Annotated in this window: 17 protein-coding genes; 6 read left to right on the top strand and 11 right to left on the bottom strand. The window is 63.9% G+C overall.

Annotated elements, in window-relative coordinates:
• Positions 1–24 precede the first annotated feature (24 nt).
• The gene (locus JG743_RS03625) at positions 25–852 is read left to right on the top strand and encodes a lipo-like protein (RefSeq protein ID WP_202298440.1); all 828 of its coding nucleotides are present in this window, start codon (positions 25–27) and stop codon (positions 850–852) included.
• Between the two features lie 70 nt (positions 853–922).
• Here JG743_RS03625 and JG743_RS03620 read toward each other — a convergent pair whose 3' ends face one another.
• From JG743_RS03620 to JG743_RS03610, 5 genes are all read right to left on the bottom strand, one after another.
• On the bottom strand, positions 923–1,879 hold the full coding sequence (locus JG743_RS03620; RefSeq protein WP_244673056.1) for an adenylate/guanylate cyclase domain-containing protein: 957 nt from the start codon (positions 1,877–1,879) through the stop codon (positions 923–925).
• A gap of 14 nt (positions 1,880–1,893) precedes the next feature.
• Complete coding sequence (locus JG743_RS34085) at positions 1,894–2,298, bottom strand: hypothetical protein (RefSeq protein WP_244673055.1); 405 nt, start codon at positions 2,296–2,298, stop codon at positions 1,894–1,896.
• Between the two features lie 301 nt (positions 2,299–2,599).
• Positions 2,600–2,998 (bottom strand): alpha/beta fold hydrolase, encoded by a 399-nt coding sequence (locus tag JG743_RS34550; protein WP_342215694.1) that lies wholly within the window; start codon positions 2,996–2,998, stop codon positions 2,600–2,602.
• On the bottom strand, positions 2,950–3,417 hold the full coding sequence (locus tag JG743_RS34545) for an alpha/beta fold hydrolase (RefSeq protein ID WP_274608517.1): 468 nt from the start codon (positions 3,415–3,417) through the stop codon (positions 2,950–2,952). Before JG743_RS34545 ends, JG743_RS34550 begins: the two co-directional genes overlap by 49 nt.
• 57 nt (positions 3,418–3,474) lie before the next feature.
• On the bottom strand, positions 3,475–4,260 hold the full coding sequence (locus tag JG743_RS03610) for a helix-turn-helix domain-containing protein (protein WP_202298438.1): 786 nt from the start codon (positions 4,258–4,260) through the stop codon (positions 3,475–3,477).
• 113 nt (positions 4,261–4,373) lie between these two features.
• On the opposite strand from JG743_RS03610, the gene JG743_RS03605 reads away from it, so the two are divergent.
• Both JG743_RS03605 and JG743_RS03600 read left to right on the top strand, forming a co-directional pair.
• The gene (locus tag JG743_RS03605) at positions 4,374–5,234 is read left to right on the top strand and encodes an ATP/GTP-binding protein (protein ID WP_202298436.1); all 861 of its coding nucleotides are present in this window, start codon (positions 4,374–4,376) and stop codon (positions 5,232–5,234) included.
• Positions 5,235–5,417: 183 nt separating this feature from the next.
• Positions 5,418–6,344, top strand: coding sequence for a DMT family transporter (locus JG743_RS03600; protein WP_202298434.1), 927 nt, complete (start codon positions 5,418–5,420; stop codon positions 6,342–6,344).
• Between the two features lie 31 nt (positions 6,345–6,375).
• Here the strand turns inward: JG743_RS03600 and JG743_RS03595 are convergent, their stop codons facing one another.
• From JG743_RS03595 to JG743_RS03580, 4 genes are all read right to left on the bottom strand, one after another.
• Positions 6,376–8,085, bottom strand: coding sequence for a SulP family inorganic anion transporter (locus JG743_RS03595; RefSeq protein WP_202298432.1), 1,710 nt, complete (start codon positions 8,083–8,085; stop codon positions 6,376–6,378).
• Between the two features lie 122 nt (positions 8,086–8,207).
• On the bottom strand, positions 8,208–8,486 hold the full coding sequence (locus JG743_RS03590) for a helix-turn-helix domain-containing protein (protein ID WP_202298430.1): 279 nt from the start codon (positions 8,484–8,486) through the stop codon (positions 8,208–8,210).
• A gap of 91 nt (positions 8,487–8,577) precedes the next feature.
• Positions 8,578–9,279, bottom strand: a complete 702-nt coding sequence (locus JG743_RS03585) for a phosphatase PAP2 family protein (RefSeq protein WP_202298428.1) — start codon at positions 9,277–9,279, stop codon at positions 8,578–8,580.
• A gap of 16 nt (positions 9,280–9,295) precedes the next feature.
• Positions 9,296–9,634 carry a hypothetical protein gene (locus JG743_RS03580; protein ID WP_126057256.1) on the bottom strand — a complete coding sequence of 113 codons (339 nt, stop codon included), beginning with the start codon at positions 9,632–9,634 and terminating at the stop codon, positions 9,296–9,298.
• 301 nt (positions 9,635–9,935) lie between these two features.
• On the opposite strand from JG743_RS03580, the gene JG743_RS03575 reads away from it, so the two are divergent.
• From JG743_RS03575 to JG743_RS03565, 3 genes are all read left to right on the top strand, one after another.
• Positions 9,936–11,939 carry a PhoX family protein gene (locus JG743_RS03575; RefSeq protein WP_202298426.1) on the top strand — a complete coding sequence of 668 codons (2,004 nt, stop codon included), beginning with the start codon at positions 9,936–9,938 and terminating at the stop codon, positions 11,937–11,939.
• A gap of 146 nt (positions 11,940–12,085) precedes the next feature.
• Positions 12,086–12,310: a hypothetical protein gene (locus JG743_RS03570; RefSeq protein ID WP_202298424.1), complete on the top strand. Its 225-nt coding sequence runs from the start codon at positions 12,086–12,088 to the stop codon at positions 12,308–12,310.
• Between the two features lie 257 nt (positions 12,311–12,567).
• Positions 12,568–13,605 carry a phosphatidylglycerol lysyltransferase domain-containing protein gene (locus JG743_RS03565; RefSeq protein WP_202298422.1) on the top strand — a complete coding sequence of 346 codons (1,038 nt, stop codon included), beginning with the start codon at positions 12,568–12,570 and terminating at the stop codon, positions 13,603–13,605.
• Positions 13,606–13,771: 166 nt separating this feature from the next.
• On the opposite strand, the gene JG743_RS03560 is transcribed toward JG743_RS03565, so the two are convergent.
• Together JG743_RS03560 and JG743_RS03555 are read right to left on the bottom strand one after the other, a co-directional pair.
• On the bottom strand, positions 13,772–14,533 hold the full coding sequence (locus JG743_RS03560; RefSeq protein ID WP_202298420.1) for an ABC transporter permease: 762 nt from the start codon (positions 14,531–14,533) through the stop codon (positions 13,772–13,774).
• Positions 14,530–15,456 (bottom strand): ABC transporter ATP-binding protein, encoded by a 927-nt coding sequence (locus tag JG743_RS03555; RefSeq protein ID WP_202298418.1) that lies wholly within the window; start codon positions 15,454–15,456, stop codon positions 14,530–14,532. Before JG743_RS03555 ends, JG743_RS03560 begins: the two co-directional genes overlap by 4 nt.
• Positions 15,457–15,471: the final 15 nt, after the last annotated feature.

The following is a 15,471-nucleotide window of genomic DNA, read 5'->3' as shown; positions in this document are numbered from 1 at the left end:
AGCCCATGCTAATCACGCTTTACCATGACCGCGCCGGCCGAAACGCTTCTCGACCGCCTTGGCCGCTGGCTTGCCGGCAGGCTGCAGGATGAATCCTCGGGCTACGAGCCCTACACGCCGTCCGACGCCGACACGCTGCGCCGCGCGCTGGAACCGGGCGACATCCTGCTCATCGAGGGCAACCAGAAGATCTCGGCGGTCATCAAATACCTGACCCAGTCGACCTGGTCGCATGCCGCCTTCTATGTTGGCGATGCCTTGCCGACGCCGGAGGACGGCTCGGAGCGGCCGCGCCTGATCGAGGTCACGCTCGGCGAAGGCTGTGTCGCCGTGCCGCTGTCGCGCTATCGCAGCTACAACACCCGCATCTGCCGGGCGAGCGGACTGACGCCCGAAGACCGCGATCATGTGGTTGCCTTCATGATCAGCAAGCTCGGCCTGAGATACGACCTCAAGAACATCTTCGACATGCTGCGCTTCTTCTTTCCAACGCCGCCGGTGCCGGTGCGCTGGCGCCGCCGCATGCTGGCCTTCGGGTCCGGCGATCCGACACGCGCCATCTGCTCGACGCTGATCGCCGAGGCCTATGGCCAGATCCGCTATCCGATCCTGCCCGAAATCACCCGCGCCCCCGGCCGCGCATCGGCGCAGTCGAGCTACATGCGTCGGGAGATCCTGCACATCCGCCACCACTCGCTCTACACGCCGCGCGATTTCGACCTGTCGCCCTTCTTCCGCATCGTCAAGCCGACGCTGGAATACGGCTTCGACTACCGGGCGGTGACCTGGGACGACAAGGCAAGCACAGACGCCGCAGCCGCGACGGCTGGCGCAATCGCCTCAGACACGTGACGGCTTTCAGGCTTGGCCAGGACATGCCCCTATCCGGCCGTGGCGCAGGCGTTTCACATGGCGGCCTACATCACGCCGAAACCGCAATAGCGCCTGGGTTTTCGGCTCTGCGTTCGACCCAGACATGGACAGGTTCGTCCCGGCCGCGGATGCTGACCGGTCCATGATCGCGTGCATTCAACTGTGTCGTGGGCGATTCCGCCTGCGCGGCCTCAATCAGTCGTGACCCAAAGCAAATGTTCGCCTGAAGCTCACGGCACAGCGACTGCAAACGGCTGGCGACGTTGACGGTGTCGCCCACCACCGCGAAGGACAGATTGCGCTCGCTGCCGACCGCACCGATGACGACTGCGCCATATTGTGCACCGATCCGAACGTCCAGCGACGGGTATCCCCTGGAAACCCGCTGCACATTCCAGGTTTCTAGAGCGGCGACCATCGCTTCAGCGCACCGGATGGCCCGAGTCGCGTCGTCATGGCTGGCTTGCGGAACCCCGAATGTCGCCATGATGCAATCGCCGATATAGTTGTCGACGGTGCCATTGTGGTCGAAAACGACCTGTTCCATGCGACGGTGGAACTGGCGCAGAAGTTCGAACACTGCTTCGGCCGGGTGATCCTCGGAATAATGTGTGAAGCCGACAATGTCGGCGAACAGCACCGCGATGTCCTGCCGGCGGACCGGGCCGAAGGGCTCGTCATCGGTGGCGAGCTGGTCGACGACATTGGGCGAAAAATGCCGGGCGAGATTGGCGCGGGCGCGCTCTGCCTTGACATATTCTTCCGACAGATGTCGGGAACGAGAGACGATCAGGGCCATGATCGCGCCGATAATCAGCACGACCAACACGTTGGTCGCCTGCGCGAATGTGTCGACGAAATTGGGGTTAAGATAAAGGTTCAGTCGCTCTGTCACCGGTAGCGAATAGAGGTTCGTCGCCGGAATGACGGTTCCCGGATGAAAAATCACCCATCCCACGCCGGTCGCCCACGTCAAGGCAGCGAGCGCGCCGAGATAGAGTGCCAATCGTGTCGAAAGGGTCAGCGCGCCAAGGCATACGAAATCAGCAGGAATTTGAAGCTGCCCTCGCGCAGTTGCATCGCGGCCGGCGCGACCTCCTGGGCAAACGGGTTGGGCGTTATCAGCAGAACGGTCAACAGAACGATGTCCAGCGTACCGACGAGGTAACCGATCCACCATGGAGCCGTGCGACGGCGCGCAAAGCGAAACTGGATCAGGCCGACGATCTGGAACAGCGCCAGGCCCGCCAGCACGAAGAGCAGCGAGGCATCCCAACGGCTGATCAGTGAAAAGAAGCAGGAGATCGCAGCGAGCGATGCCGTACGCGCCCAGAACTGCAATGCAGCACCCTGGCGTTCTGCGCGCGCCCGCAAATTTTTCAGGCGCGAAAAGCGGCGAAGTTCAAGTGTTGGTGCGCTCGACATGGGATCACTTCGATTTCGCGGGGACGGGTCGCGCGTTGGGCAAAACCCGGAGTCTGGCAAATCAATCCGCGAATCCTATCATGAATGTGGCTTCATTTTTGAAACACCGGCTGCGCGGTCTGCATCGCGTCGCTGGCCTGTCCAGATGACCGATCGCCCAGCCAATGAGTTCTTATTGGTTATCTCGAGACGCGGCCTCAGCGGCCCCTCGAACTCCCACTGGATCGGCATCTCGACCAGCACTCTTGCCGAGGCCGCGCCCGAGCGCCACGAGGTCGACTGGCGTCGCGCTGAGATATCATCAATCTCCTCCCAGAAATGCGCTCAGCCGCCTCAGCATCAGATCCGGAGCTTCAAGCTGAGGCAGGTGGCCGACGCCAGGCAGCGTTTCGAACGACGCCTGCGGGATCAGCGCATGAAGCGCCTTGCCTCGCGCCAGCGGAATCCATGGGTCGTCCTCGCCCCAGATTATCTTTACCGGACAGCGTATGTCCCCGAACATCGGTTCGACTTCGGCGGTATATCTTTCGTCGGCTTGCGCGAATTGGCGATAGAAGCTTGCGCGCCCGTCCTCGGAAAGCCACGGCTCGACAAGCATCTCGAAATCTCCGAAATCGATGTCGTTCACGATGGCTCCCTTGATGTAGGCCTCTACGACCGCTCTGTGGATATGCGGTGGCAGGCCCAGGAAGGCATCCACATGGCGCCCGACATGAAGAACTCCGATCCCCAAGGGCGCATCGCGACGACATTCATCAGAACATACCGCTCGAAGTCGCAGCCATGCAGCAAATGCGCCCGTAGCGTCGTCGCTCCACCGAAATCATGGGCAACGACCATAGGCTGCTCGAGTTCCCAATGCGCGAGTATCTCGGCGAATACCTGACCTTGCACATCGAGCGACGTGCGCTGCTCCGGGGCTTTGTCGGATCGCCCGTATCCGGGCATATCGTACCAATGCACACGATACCGCCTTGCAAGCTTCGGAATAATCCGATGCCATGAGAACGAAGACCACGGCCAGCCGTGGGCCAGCACGAGTGCAGGCCCGTTACCCAGTCGACCCGCTGCCACTGTGCCCGCGGATGTTTGCACGGTTTCATCGAGTTTCCACGACATCAATACTCTCCCCCGGGGTGTCCGGACTGCGGGTGCCAAGCGCTGGATTTTCAACCGCTACGCCGGCAGCGGCCGCTTCGCAGCCTCGGTGCGCGCCCCCGCATCGCGCGGGTGCGGCCCGATCGGCATGATCGCGGGAAATGGCGTCGCGCCGAAGGCAAATGTCCATTTGTAGCCGGTGAGTTGGTCCTCCGGCGTCGTGTGCTGGTCGTGATGGGCAAGCAGCCGGGCGCGTTCGGCGAGCTCGTCGGCCTCGCGTCGCAGCATCTCCGCCGTTTCCGGCCGCATCCGCCTGGAAAAGCTGATGAAGGTCGCGGCCTGTTCCATGTGGCCGATCGCCCAGCCGATGAAATTCTTGTTGGTCGTCTCGAACAGCGGCTTCAGCGGCCCGTCGAAATTCCACTGGATCGGCGTCTCGACCAGCAGCCGCGTCGAAAGCCCGCGCCCGATCTCGACTAGGCCGAGCGCCTCGAGGTCGCGCAAATAGAGGAACATCGAGGCTTCGCTCAGCCCCTGAGAGCGCATGATGCCCTCCGTCGTGAACCTCTCCGACAGCATGATGAAGATGAACAGCAGCGCCGGCCGCGCTGCCAGTCTCTGCTCGATCTCCGGCGCCACGTGGTTGGCGGGCCCTGGCCCCCTGCTCATCGAGCCGAGCACGTTCTCCAGCTCGACCCCGGCGGCGGCGCAGATCTCGACCAGGCGGTCGAGCTTGCAGTTCTTCTCATGGAAGATGCGCTTCACCGTCGGCTCGGAAACGCCCATGCGCTCGGCCAGCATGCGATAGGTCAGGCCCTTCGCCTTCAGCGTCCGTTTCAGTGCCTCGAAGATCGGACCATTCATGGAATGCACCTCGTACGCGCGATTTCGTATCGAAGCTCGATACTAGCTGTAAGAGGCCTTCCGGAAAAGTATCGAAAAACCTAGCTCTCCGCCGTCATCACAGGAGACCAGCCATGAAGACCCTCATCGCTTCAACCATCCTCGCCATTATCGGCATCGCCGAGGCGCCAGCCGCTGAGGCCGGCGAAATCTGGCGCGCCTCCGGCTTCGAGCAACCGGAATCGGCGCTGCTCGACGCCGCCAACAAGCGCATTATCGTCTCCAACATCGTCGGCAATCCGGGCGAGGCCGACGGCAATGGCTATCTGTCGGTGCTGTCGCTGGACGGCAAGGTCGTCACGCGGCACTGGACCGACGGCATGGATGCGCCCAAGGGCATGGCGATCTCGGGCGGCAGGCTCTATGTCGCCGACATCACCAGGGTCCGCGTCGTCGATCTCGCCAGCGGCAAGCTGATCTCGAGCATCGACGTGCCGAATGCCGTCTTCCTCAACGACATGACGGCCGACAGCGCGGGCAAGGTCTACGTCAGCGACATGCTGGCCGACAGCATCTACCGCATCGATGGCGACACACCCGAGCTGTTCGTCAAGGACGCGCTGCTTGCCTCGCCAAACGGCGTCTTCGCCGACGGCGGCAGGCTGATCGTCGCGTCCTGGGGCAAGGGCATCAAGCCCGACTTCAGCACCGCCGAGCCCGGCGGCCTGCTTGCGGTCGATCTCGCCACCAAGACGGTTTCGCAATTGCCCGGCGCGGAAAAGTTCGCCGACCTCGACGGCGTCATCGCCGTAGGCGACAGCATCTACGCCACCGCCTACATGACCGGCACGCTCTACCGCTACAAGGACGGCGGCAAGCCGGAGGTGGTCGCCACCTTCAAGCCGGGCAGTGCCGACATCGGCACCGACGGCAAGTCGACCATCTACGTGCCGCTGATGAACGAGGGCGAGATCGCCGCGCTGACGCTCGACTGAGAGCCGGGACCGGTGCGTTGGCGCCGGTCCACGAAGCTTCGCCACTTGCGGTGACAAGCAGCTTTTCGGCCTTGCTGTTGGGGCCGCGCCGTCGCGGCGGCAACGACTCCAATCGGGCTTGGACCTCCATCTCGACGGGGCTGCCATCTGGCCCTGTCGTGCGCTCTGAGATAACCGGCGGCAATGAGCGAAGCCGTGAAGACACCCAGCCTGACCGGCGCCGTTTCCCCGATGATCCCGGTGCTCATATGCGCGCTGGCGATCTTCCTGCTGTCCGCGATGGATGCGGCGATGAAGACGCTGGTCATCGCCGTAGGCGTCTACAATACGGTGCTGTGGCGCAGCCTGGTCGCGACCGTAGTCGCGGGCGCTGGCTGGTCGGCGGGGTCGCGCTCAACACCGACCGTCACGGTGCTGAGGCTGCATGCGCTGCGCGCCGCGGTTGTCGGCATCGTTCTCATTTGCTTCTTTTGGGGTCTCGCCAGGCTGCCGCTCGCGGAGGCGATCGGGCTCAGCTTCGTCGCGCCCCTGTTCGCTCTCTTCCTCGCGGCGCTGTTGCTGGGCGAGCGAATCCGGTGGCAGGCAATCTGGGCATCGGTGGCCGGCATTACGGGCGTCGCGATCATACTGGCCGGCCAGTTCGGCCAGGCAGACTATTCGCAGGATGCCCTGCTTGGCACGGCAGCGGTGCTCATATCGACAGTGTTCTACGGCTACAATCTGATCCTCGCCCGGCGACAGGCGCTGGTCGCCAAGCCAGTCGAGATCATGCTGTTCCAGAACCTTTGCGTCGCGATCATCCTTGGTCTCGCCGCGCCGTGGCTCGCCGTTGCGCTGCCGGGCAATCTCTGGCTTCCCCTGGTCGGGGTGACGATGCTGTCGCTTGCCGGTCAATTCCTGATGAGCTGGTCCTACGCCCGCGCCGAAGCGCAATATCTGATCCCGACCGAATACTCGGCCTTCATCTGGGCGATCGCGCTTGGCTGGTTCTTCTTCGGCGAGGACGTGGCATGGACGACGCTGACTGGGGCCTGTCTCATCGTCGCCGGCTGTCTCATCGCGGCGCGCGCCAACCCGAAGCTTGCCGAGCCGATCGAGGCGGCTGTTTGACGGCGCATTTCGCCCTGGCAGATCGTGGTTGCTACTGTGTCTCCAGTTTTCCCCTCAGCTGCGCCTGCGCGTCCTTGATCGAGGCGGCATAGGTGACCAGCGGCCGCTTGACGCCGTGGTTGATCAGCATGCGCCGCGTCTGCGGCGCGGCACCCGCGATGATGAAGCGCACGCCGGCGCGCTTGGCCTTGTGCGCCGCGCCCTCGATGACGTTGGCGGCGGTGGAATCGAAGAACGGCACCGCCGAGCAGTCGAGGATGAAATTCTTCCGCTGGTCGGCGATGCGATCGAGCACGGCGCCGACCGTCGAGGCGGCGCCGAAGAAGAAGGCGCCCGAGATGCGGTAGACGACGGTGTCGGTGTCGGTCGCCTCGCTGGAATCGTAGCTGCTCGGCTGGTCGGCGACGTCCTCCTGCACCAGCGATTGGTCGGCCTCGACGGCGATCGACTTGGCCATGCGGTCGATGAACAGGATCGACCCCAGCACGAAGCCGACAACGATGCCTTCGGTCAAGTCGCGGAAGATGACGAGCAGGAAGGTCGCCATCAGCACCAGGGCATCGCCGCGCGACGTGCGCAGCAGCGTGGCGAAGGCCTGCTTTTCGAACATGTTCCAGCACACCACCGCCAGCACGCCGGCAAGGGCAGCCAGCGGGATGTAGCTGGCCAAAGGCGCGGCTACCAGCATGAGTGCCAGCAGGATGGCGGAGTGGATCATGCCCGCGACGGGCCCATGCGCGCCGGCTCGCACATTGGTCGCCGTGCGGGCGATGGTACCGGTGGCACAGATGCCGCCGAACAGGGCCGAGGCGATGTTGGCGAAGCCTTGCGCCACCAGTTCACAGTTGGAACGATGCCGCCGGCCAGTCATGCCGTCGGCGACTACGGCCGACAGCAGCGATTCGATCGCGCCGAGCAGGGCAAAGGCAATGGCATCCGGCAGCACGGTAATCATCCTGTCGAGGCTGATCTGCGGCATGGAAGGCATTTGCAGGCTGCGCGGGATGCCGCCAAAGCGGGTGCCGATCGTCTCGGCCGGCAGCGCAAACAGCGCCACGACCAGCGAGGCCAGCCCGATGGCGATCAGCATTGCCGGCCATTTCGGCCGCCAGCGCTTGAGCAGGACAATGGTTGCGATGGTCAGCACCGCCACGAAGGTCGCGGCCGGATTGATCGTGCCGGCCGCTTCGCTGAGCGCCATCAGCTTCGGCACCAGCGGTCCCGGCTCCTTGCCGGCGAGCTTCAGCCCGAACAGCTCGACGATCTGGCCGGAAAAGATGATGACGGCGATGCCGGCGGTGAAGCCGACGGTCACCGGATAGGGGATGAACTTGATATAGGTGCCAAGTCTCAGATAGCCGATGGCGAGCAGGAAGACGCCGGCCATCATCGTCGCCAGCAGCAGCCCGTCGACGCCGACGCGCGCCACCGTCGCCGCCACCAGCACGATGAAGGCGCCGGCCGGGCCGCCGATCTGGAAGCGGCTGCCGCCGAGCGCCGAGATGATGAAGCCGCCGACGATCGAGGTGTAGAGGCCGCGCTCGGGCGAGACGCCGGAGGCGATCGCGATCGCCATCGACAGCGGCAGCGCCACGATGGCAACCGTCAGCCCGGCAATGACGTCGGCCTTGAAATGCGCTGCCGTATAGCCCTCGCGCAGCACTGTCACCAGCTTGGGGGTGAACAATTCGGCGAATGTCGGCCGCGCCTGCTGATGGATTGCCCGCCGGACCTGGTCCATGGACTGCCTTCCGCGCCTATGCATGTCGCCCAATAGCGCGAAGCGGTCTTGGCAACGACATGCATAACAAAGACTGCGGCGGTGGGATCGTCGGCAGGATTGTCGGCGGTCGCCGTCGCGACTTATGCCGGCTCAGCTTTCGGATTGGACGGCGCGACCGGCTTGAGGCGCACGCCCCGGCCGCCGCGCTCGCTGGCCTGGTTATCGCCGATCAATTCCACCCCGGCCTCGTCGAGCGCCTGGATGACCTTCATCAGCGTGTCGACCACGCCCCTGACGACGCCGTCGCTCGCCTCCATGCGCTGGATGGTCGGAAGCGAAACCCCGGCGCGCTCGGCCAACGTCTTCTGATCGATGCCGGCCAGCGCCCTCGCGGCGCGCATCTGCTGGGCGGTGATCATCGGCCAGAACCCTTGTCTGAGTCTGCAGTATCAATGGATAATATAAGGATCATGATGTTTCAAGCATCATTTAGCATGGATGAAACATGGATCACTCACTGTCCGCCACCGCATGGCGCCGCTGCAGGAAGCGCGCCACCAGCCAGCACAGCATGGCCCAGGCGAAGCCGGCACACCAGCCGGCAAGCACGTCGGACGGCCAGTGGACGCCGAGATAGACGCGGCTGGCGCCGACCAGCAGTGTCGTCAGAATGGCAAGGCCGAGCACAAAGGTCTTCGTCGTGCGTCCCGGCAGGAAGCGGGCCGCCATGCTGCCCAGGGTGAGGTACGTCACCGCCGATAGCATGGCGTGGCCACTCGGAAAGGACAGCGAGGTCTCGTTGACGAGGTGCGAAACAAGATCCGGTCGTGGCCGGTCGACTTCAAACTTGAGCAGGCTCGACAGCACTTGCCCGCCCGCCACGGCGACGAACATCAGCAGCGCGGTCGTCGGCCGGCGGATCAGCAGCAGGTAGATGATGACCGCTGTCGTCAGCAGCACCAGAACGCTGGTGCTGCCAAGGCTGGTGATGTCGCGCACCGCCCCTTCCAGCCAGGCCGGGCCGATCGGGACGTCGGGTTGCCCCGCCTGGCGGAAGGCGAGCATGATCTCCGTGTCGAAAGCATGCGGCGTGGTCGCGCGCGCCACCTCCATCAGCTCCTCCAAGCCCCACAGACCGCCGGCGATCACCAGTCCGGCCAATAGTACGGGGAACTCGATCTTGTTGAGCAGGGCGGTTGCGAAGGACTTCATCAGCTTGGGGGTCCGACTAAAGCCGCTGCATATAAGGCCCGAGCGTGATCAGCGCCACGGCGGCGATCGCCAGCACGATCCCGGTTGCCTGCAGCGCATTGACCCTCTCGCCGAAGAAGGCGAGCGCCACGACGTTCACTGATACCAATTGAATCACCGCCGAAAGGCTGAACGACACCGACATGCCGAATTCGCGGATCAGCCTCAGCATGATCAGATTGCCGATCGAATAGAGCGCCAGCGTCAGCACGATCTTGCCGAGGCTCGGCGCCAGCCCCCATTGCTTGGCCGCGGTCGCCGCGAGCAGGAAGATCACGGTCGAAACGCCAAGCTGCACCAGTCCCCAGAAACTCACGGTCCATTTCTCCTGTTGCCGCCATCGTCATGCGCCGCAGTCCTTGTTTCCGAAGCGCGCGAGGCCGTCAAGCAGAGCGCGTCCGACCGGCGTCCCGCTCAGACAGGACCGAAGCCGGATGTCGCAAAATATGTCCCAAGCAACCATGGTTGCCGCTGGCGCATGACGGCAGGATCGGCAGGGCAGCTCATGAGCCGGCAAATAATTCGCCGAAATCGCATCCCGTGTCACGAAAATGTGATCAAGCGGCTTTACGGGTCGACAGGTCACATGCTCCAGCCAAGAAGCCAGAGGAAAGCTCATGACCGATCCCCGCTCCGCTGACACCGGTTTCCGCACCAGCCTGCTCGAGGAGAATGACGGCCCGGCCGTCAATCCCACCGACAACCGCACCATGGGTGAGATCATTGCCGCGCGCTTCTCGCGCCGTGGGTTCCTGAAGGGTTCGCTGGCCGTTTCGGCCATCGCCGCCACCGTCAGCCCGCTGGCGCTCGTCGCCGCCGACGATGCCCGCGCCGCCGAGGCTTCTGCTTTCAAGTTCGACGAGCTCGAGGCCGGCATCGACGACAAGCACCATGTCGCGCCGGGTTACGACGCCGACGTGCTGTTGCGCTGGGGAGACCCGCTGTTTGCCGACTCACCGGAATTCGACCCGGTGAAACAGTCGGCCGAGGCCCAGGCGAAACAGTTCGGCTACAACAACGACTATGTCGGCTATATCGCGATCGACGGCTCGGCCGAGCACGGCCTCTTGGTCGTCAACCACGAATACACCAACCCGCATCTGATGTTCCCCGGCATCGTCAAGATCGTCGACAAGGACGGCAAGAAGGCGGCCGAGGTGGCACCGCTCAGCAAGGAGCAGGTCGATATCGAGATGGCGGCGCATGGCGGCACAATCGTCGAGATCCGCAAGGACGGCGGCAAGTGGCAGGTGGTGCGCGATGGCAAGCTCAACCGCCGCATCACTTCCAACACCGAGATGCAGCTCGCCGGCCCGGTCGCCGGCCATGATCGCGTCAAGACCAATGCCGATCCCTCCGGCACCAAGGTCATCGGCACCTTCAACAATTGCGCCGGCGGCGTCACCCCATGGGGCACCTATGTGATGGCCGAGGAGAACATCCACGGCTATTTCACCGGCGAGCTGCCGGAAGGCCATAAGGAAGCCGCCAATTACAAGCGCCTCGGCATTCCGGAAGGCGCCTATGAGTGGGGCTCGCATTACGACCGCTTCGACCTTGCCAAGGAGCCGAACGAGCCGAACCGCTTCGGCTGGGTCGTCGAGGTCGACGTCAATGATCCGAATTCGGTGCCGCGCAAGCGCACCGCCATGGGTCGCTTCAAGCATGAGGGTGCTGAATCGATCGTCGCCAAGGACGGCCGCGTCGTCTTCTACCTCGGCGACGACGAGCGCTTCGACTATGCCTACAAATTCGTCACCACGGGCAAGTTCAACCCCGACGACCGCGCGGCCAACAAGGACCTGCTCGACGACGGCACGCTGCACGTCGCCAAATTCGCCGAGGATGGTTCGGTCGAATGGATGCCGATCGCCTTTGGCCAGGGCCCGCTGACGGCGGAGAACGGCTTTGCCAGCCAGGCCGACGTGCTGATCGAGACGCGCCGCGCCGCCGACCTGCTCGGCGCCACCAAGATGGATCGTCCCGAGGACATCCAGCCCAACGGCGCCAACGGCAAGGTCTATGTCATGCTGACCAACAATTCCAAGCGCAAGGCAGAGCAGGTCGACGCCGCCAATCCGCGCGCGGCGAACGCCTTCGGCCATATCATCGAGATATCGGAGGATGGCGGCGACTTTGCCGCCACCAAGGGCAAGTGGGAAGTGATGCTGAAATGCGGCGACCCGTCGGTGGCCGACGTCGGCGCCACCTTCTCGACCGCGACCACCGCCAATGGCTGGTTCGGCATGCCGGACAATTGCGCCGTCGATTCGGCGGGCCGCCTGTGGGTCGCCACCGACGGCCAGGGCCCGAAGGCCACCGGCCGCACCGACGGCCTGTGGGCGGTCGACACCGAGGGCGCCGCGCGGGCGACCTCGAAGCTGTTCTTCCGCGTGCCGATCGGCGCCGAGATGTGCGGCCCGCTGTTCGCGCCGGACGACCAAACCGCCTTCGTCGCCGTCCAGCATCCGGGCGACGGCGGCGAGGATTGGGAAGCTTTCGGCCGTCCCTCCTACTATGAGGACCTGTCGACCCGCTGGCCCGACTTCAAGCCCGACATGCCGGTCAGGCCGTCGGTGGTCGCCATCACCAAACAGGGCGGCGGCAAAATCGCGGTCTGAGGCACTGCCAGTCCGTAGAGGCTGCGCGAGCATGGGAGGGATTTCGGCAGGCCGAGATCCCTCCTTTTCATGTCAGGGACAGTCAAGCTTCGGGAAAGATTGGCAATTTATGCGTGGCGCCCTAGGTCCTTGTCAGGAGACCCGCCATGCCAAAGTCTGTTTATGACCGTGGCCTGCTCAAGCCTGCCGACATCGCCAGGCTGCAGCGCGTCTTTGACGAGGCCTGCCAGCGGCGCCAAGCGCATCCCGATTCCGCCAAAGCGCGGGAAATAGCCCTGACCCTGCTTGCCCTGCACAATGCCGGCATGGTCGAAGAGGACATGCTGATGGAAGCCGTCGGCTTCCGACGCCTCGATTCAAAGTCGGCCTGAGGTCGGCGACAACAGTCGCGTGCCCCTATCCGGCACGCTGAACCACCGCCAAGCCTGCCACCACAAGGTGCAGGCCGATCTGGCCGATGAGGGCGCATGGCGCGCTGTTCGCCTGCCACCATTTGGCCGAGATTTGCCCTTCTGTCGGCGCCGATTGCATCCTATATGGCGCCTGCGCGGTATCAATGGCCGCACCAAGGCGACTGATTCGGGCCCTGTGCGTCGACGGGTCTCCATCTATCGGCACGCGGAACCTCATGCCCTCCTTGCGCATCTACATTGACAGGTTTCTCGAAGACGCAGCACCCAAGGTCCCGCGGCGCGAGCTGACGCATCTCGAGCGCCTGGCGCTGGTGCGCCGGCATGGCGACTTCTCGCTCGCCTACTCCACCGCCGTGCAGCAGAAACTGTCCTATTTCAGCGACGGCGACGGCTACATCGCCTTCGGTACCAAGATGAAGCACCATTTCGCGCTGGGCGATCCGGTGGTGCATCCGTCTGACCGCCCCGGCTACATCAAGCGCTTCGTCGAAGCCGCCGGCGGTCCCTGGTTCGTGCAGATCGGCGCCGAAACCGCGCGGGTGCTGGCCGGGCTCGGCTACCAGGTCAACCGCCTGGGTATCGACACAAGGCTCGTCCTGCCCGCGCATGACTTCTCCGGCAAGCGCAACGAGACGGTGCGCTATTCGGAGCGCTGGCTGTCGAAGAAGGGCTATTCCTTCGAGGAGGACAGGCGCAACATCTTCCTCGACGAGATCGCCAGGCTGTCCGAGAACTGGCGCGGCGAGCGCATCGTCAAGCGCTGGGAGATGGGCTTCCTCAACCGGCCCTTCGCCGATCATCTCGGCGCCGACATGCGCCGTTTCGTGCTGCGTGGGCCGGATGGCGAGCTGGTCGCCCTGCTCGATTTCGATCCGCTGTTCAGCGACGGCAAGGTTATCGGCTACACGACCGCCTTCAAGCGCAAGCATATCGACGCCACGCCTCACGCCGAGATCGGCCTGACCAAATTCGCCGTCGACCGTTTTCGCGAGGAAGGCATTTCCGTCGTCACGCTGGGCCTGTCGCCGCTGGTCGACATCGAAGCCAGCGGCTTCGCCGAATCGAGCTTCTGGCGCGGCACATTCCAGCGCGCCTACGCGTCCGCCTGGATCAATCGTTCGAAGTTCAACCTGCAGGGCCAGGCGGCGTTCAAGCGCCGTTTCCACGGCCAGGAACAGCCGACCTATGTCGCGTTCCGCAAGGGGACTTTTGTCGAGATGCTTGGCCTGCTGCGGCTGGTGAAGGCGATCTAGGTCCGTCGATATTCAGGTGATGCCGGCCTGCAAATGGCGGTCTCCTGCGCTTCCGGTGCTCACGTACCTCAGTACGCTCCGCTCCGGTTCTCGGAGACCACCATTTTCGGCTCGGCCTGACCTGAATCTCAGCGGACCTGACGCGCGAAAAAGGTGACGTTGCTCGTCAGTTCCTCAACCGATACCCGGTGCGGAAAATCCAGGCGACGATCGCGATGCAGATAGCCAGGAACACGACCGTCATGCCGAGGCTGATGCCGACCGAGACATCCGACTTGCCGTAAAAGCTCCAGCGGAACCCGCTGATCAGGTAGACGACCGGATTGAACAGCGTCACCGTGCGCCAGATGCCGGGCAGCATGTTGATCGAATAGAAGCTGCCGCCGAGGAAGGTCAGCGGCGTGATGATCAACAGCGGCACCAGCTGCAGCTGCTCGAAGCTCTTCGCCCAGATGCCGATGATGAAGCCGAACAGGCTGAACGTCACCGCCGTCAGCACCAGGAAGGCGATCATCCAGAACGGGTGTTCGATGTGCAGCGGCACGAACAGCGAGGCGGTGGCGAGGATGATCAGGCCGAGGATGATCGACTTGGTCGCCGCACCCCCGACATAGGCCAGCACGATCTCCAGATAGGAGACCGGCGCCGACAGCAGCTCGTAGATCGAGCCGACGAATTTCGGGAAATAGATGGCGAAGGAGGCGTTGGAGATCGACTGCGTCAAAAGCGACAGCATGATCAGCCCCGGCACGATGAAGGCGCCGTAGCTGATGCCGTCGATCTCGGTGATGCGCGAGCCGATCGCCGAGCCGAAGACGACGAAGTAGAGCGAGGTCGACAGCACCGGCGAGATGATGCTCTGCAGCACGGTGCGCAGCGCGCGCGCCATCTCCATTCGGTAGATCGCCCATACCGCGCGAAAATTCATGGCTCTTGCCTCAACAGACTGACGAAGATCTCCTCCAGCGAGCTGTTCTCCGTCTCGATGTCGCGGAACTGGATGCCGGCCGCCTCGAGGTCGCGGATCAGCGAGGCGACGCCCGGCCGGTCGCTCTGGTTGTCATAGGTGTAGGTCAATCGCCCGCCATCGGGCGACAGCTCCAGCGCGTAACGCGAGATGGCCTCGGGAACGGCGGCAAGCGGACTGCGCAGCTCCAGCGTCAACCGCTTGCGGCCGAGCTTGCGCATCAGCTCGGCCTTGTCGTCGACCAGGACGATCTCGCCGCGGTTGATGACGCCGACGCGGTCGGCCATCGCCTCGGCTTCCTCGATATAGTGGGTGGTGAGGATGATGGTCACGCCGTCCTCGCGCAGCCGGCGCACCATCGCCCACATGTCCTGGCGCAGTTCGACGTCGACGCCGGCCGTCGGCTCGTCGAGGAACAGCACGCGCGGCTCGTGCGACAGCGCCTTGGCGATCATCAGCCGGCGCTTCATGCCGCCCGAAAGCGTGATCGCCTTGGCGTCCTTCTTCTCCCACAGTGAGAGGTCGCGCAGCACCTTCTCGACGAAGGCATGGTTGGTCGGCTTGCCGAACAGGCCGCGGCTGTAGTTGACCGTCGCCCAGACGGTCTCGAAGGCGTCGATGGTCAGCTCCTGCGGCACCAGCCCGATCAGGCTGCGCGCGGCGCGATAATTCTTGCTGATGTCGTGGCCGTCGACCGTGACCGTGCCCGACGAGCGGTTGACGATGCCGCAGACGATCGAGATCAGCGTCGTCTTGCCGGCGCCGTTCGGTCCGAGCAGCGCGAAGATCTCGCCGCGCTCGATGTCGAGGTTGATCTCCTTCAAGGCCTTGAAACCGGTGGCGTAGGTCTTGGTCACGCCGGAGATGGAAATGATGGACGGCATGGTCTGAAAACGGCT

This window comes from Mesorhizobium sp. 131-2-1, assembly GCF_016756535.1.
Taxonomy (GTDB): Bacteria; Pseudomonadota; Alphaproteobacteria; order Rhizobiales; family Rhizobiaceae; genus Mesorhizobium.
This window is presented reverse-complemented; position numbering and strand designations above follow the sequence as displayed.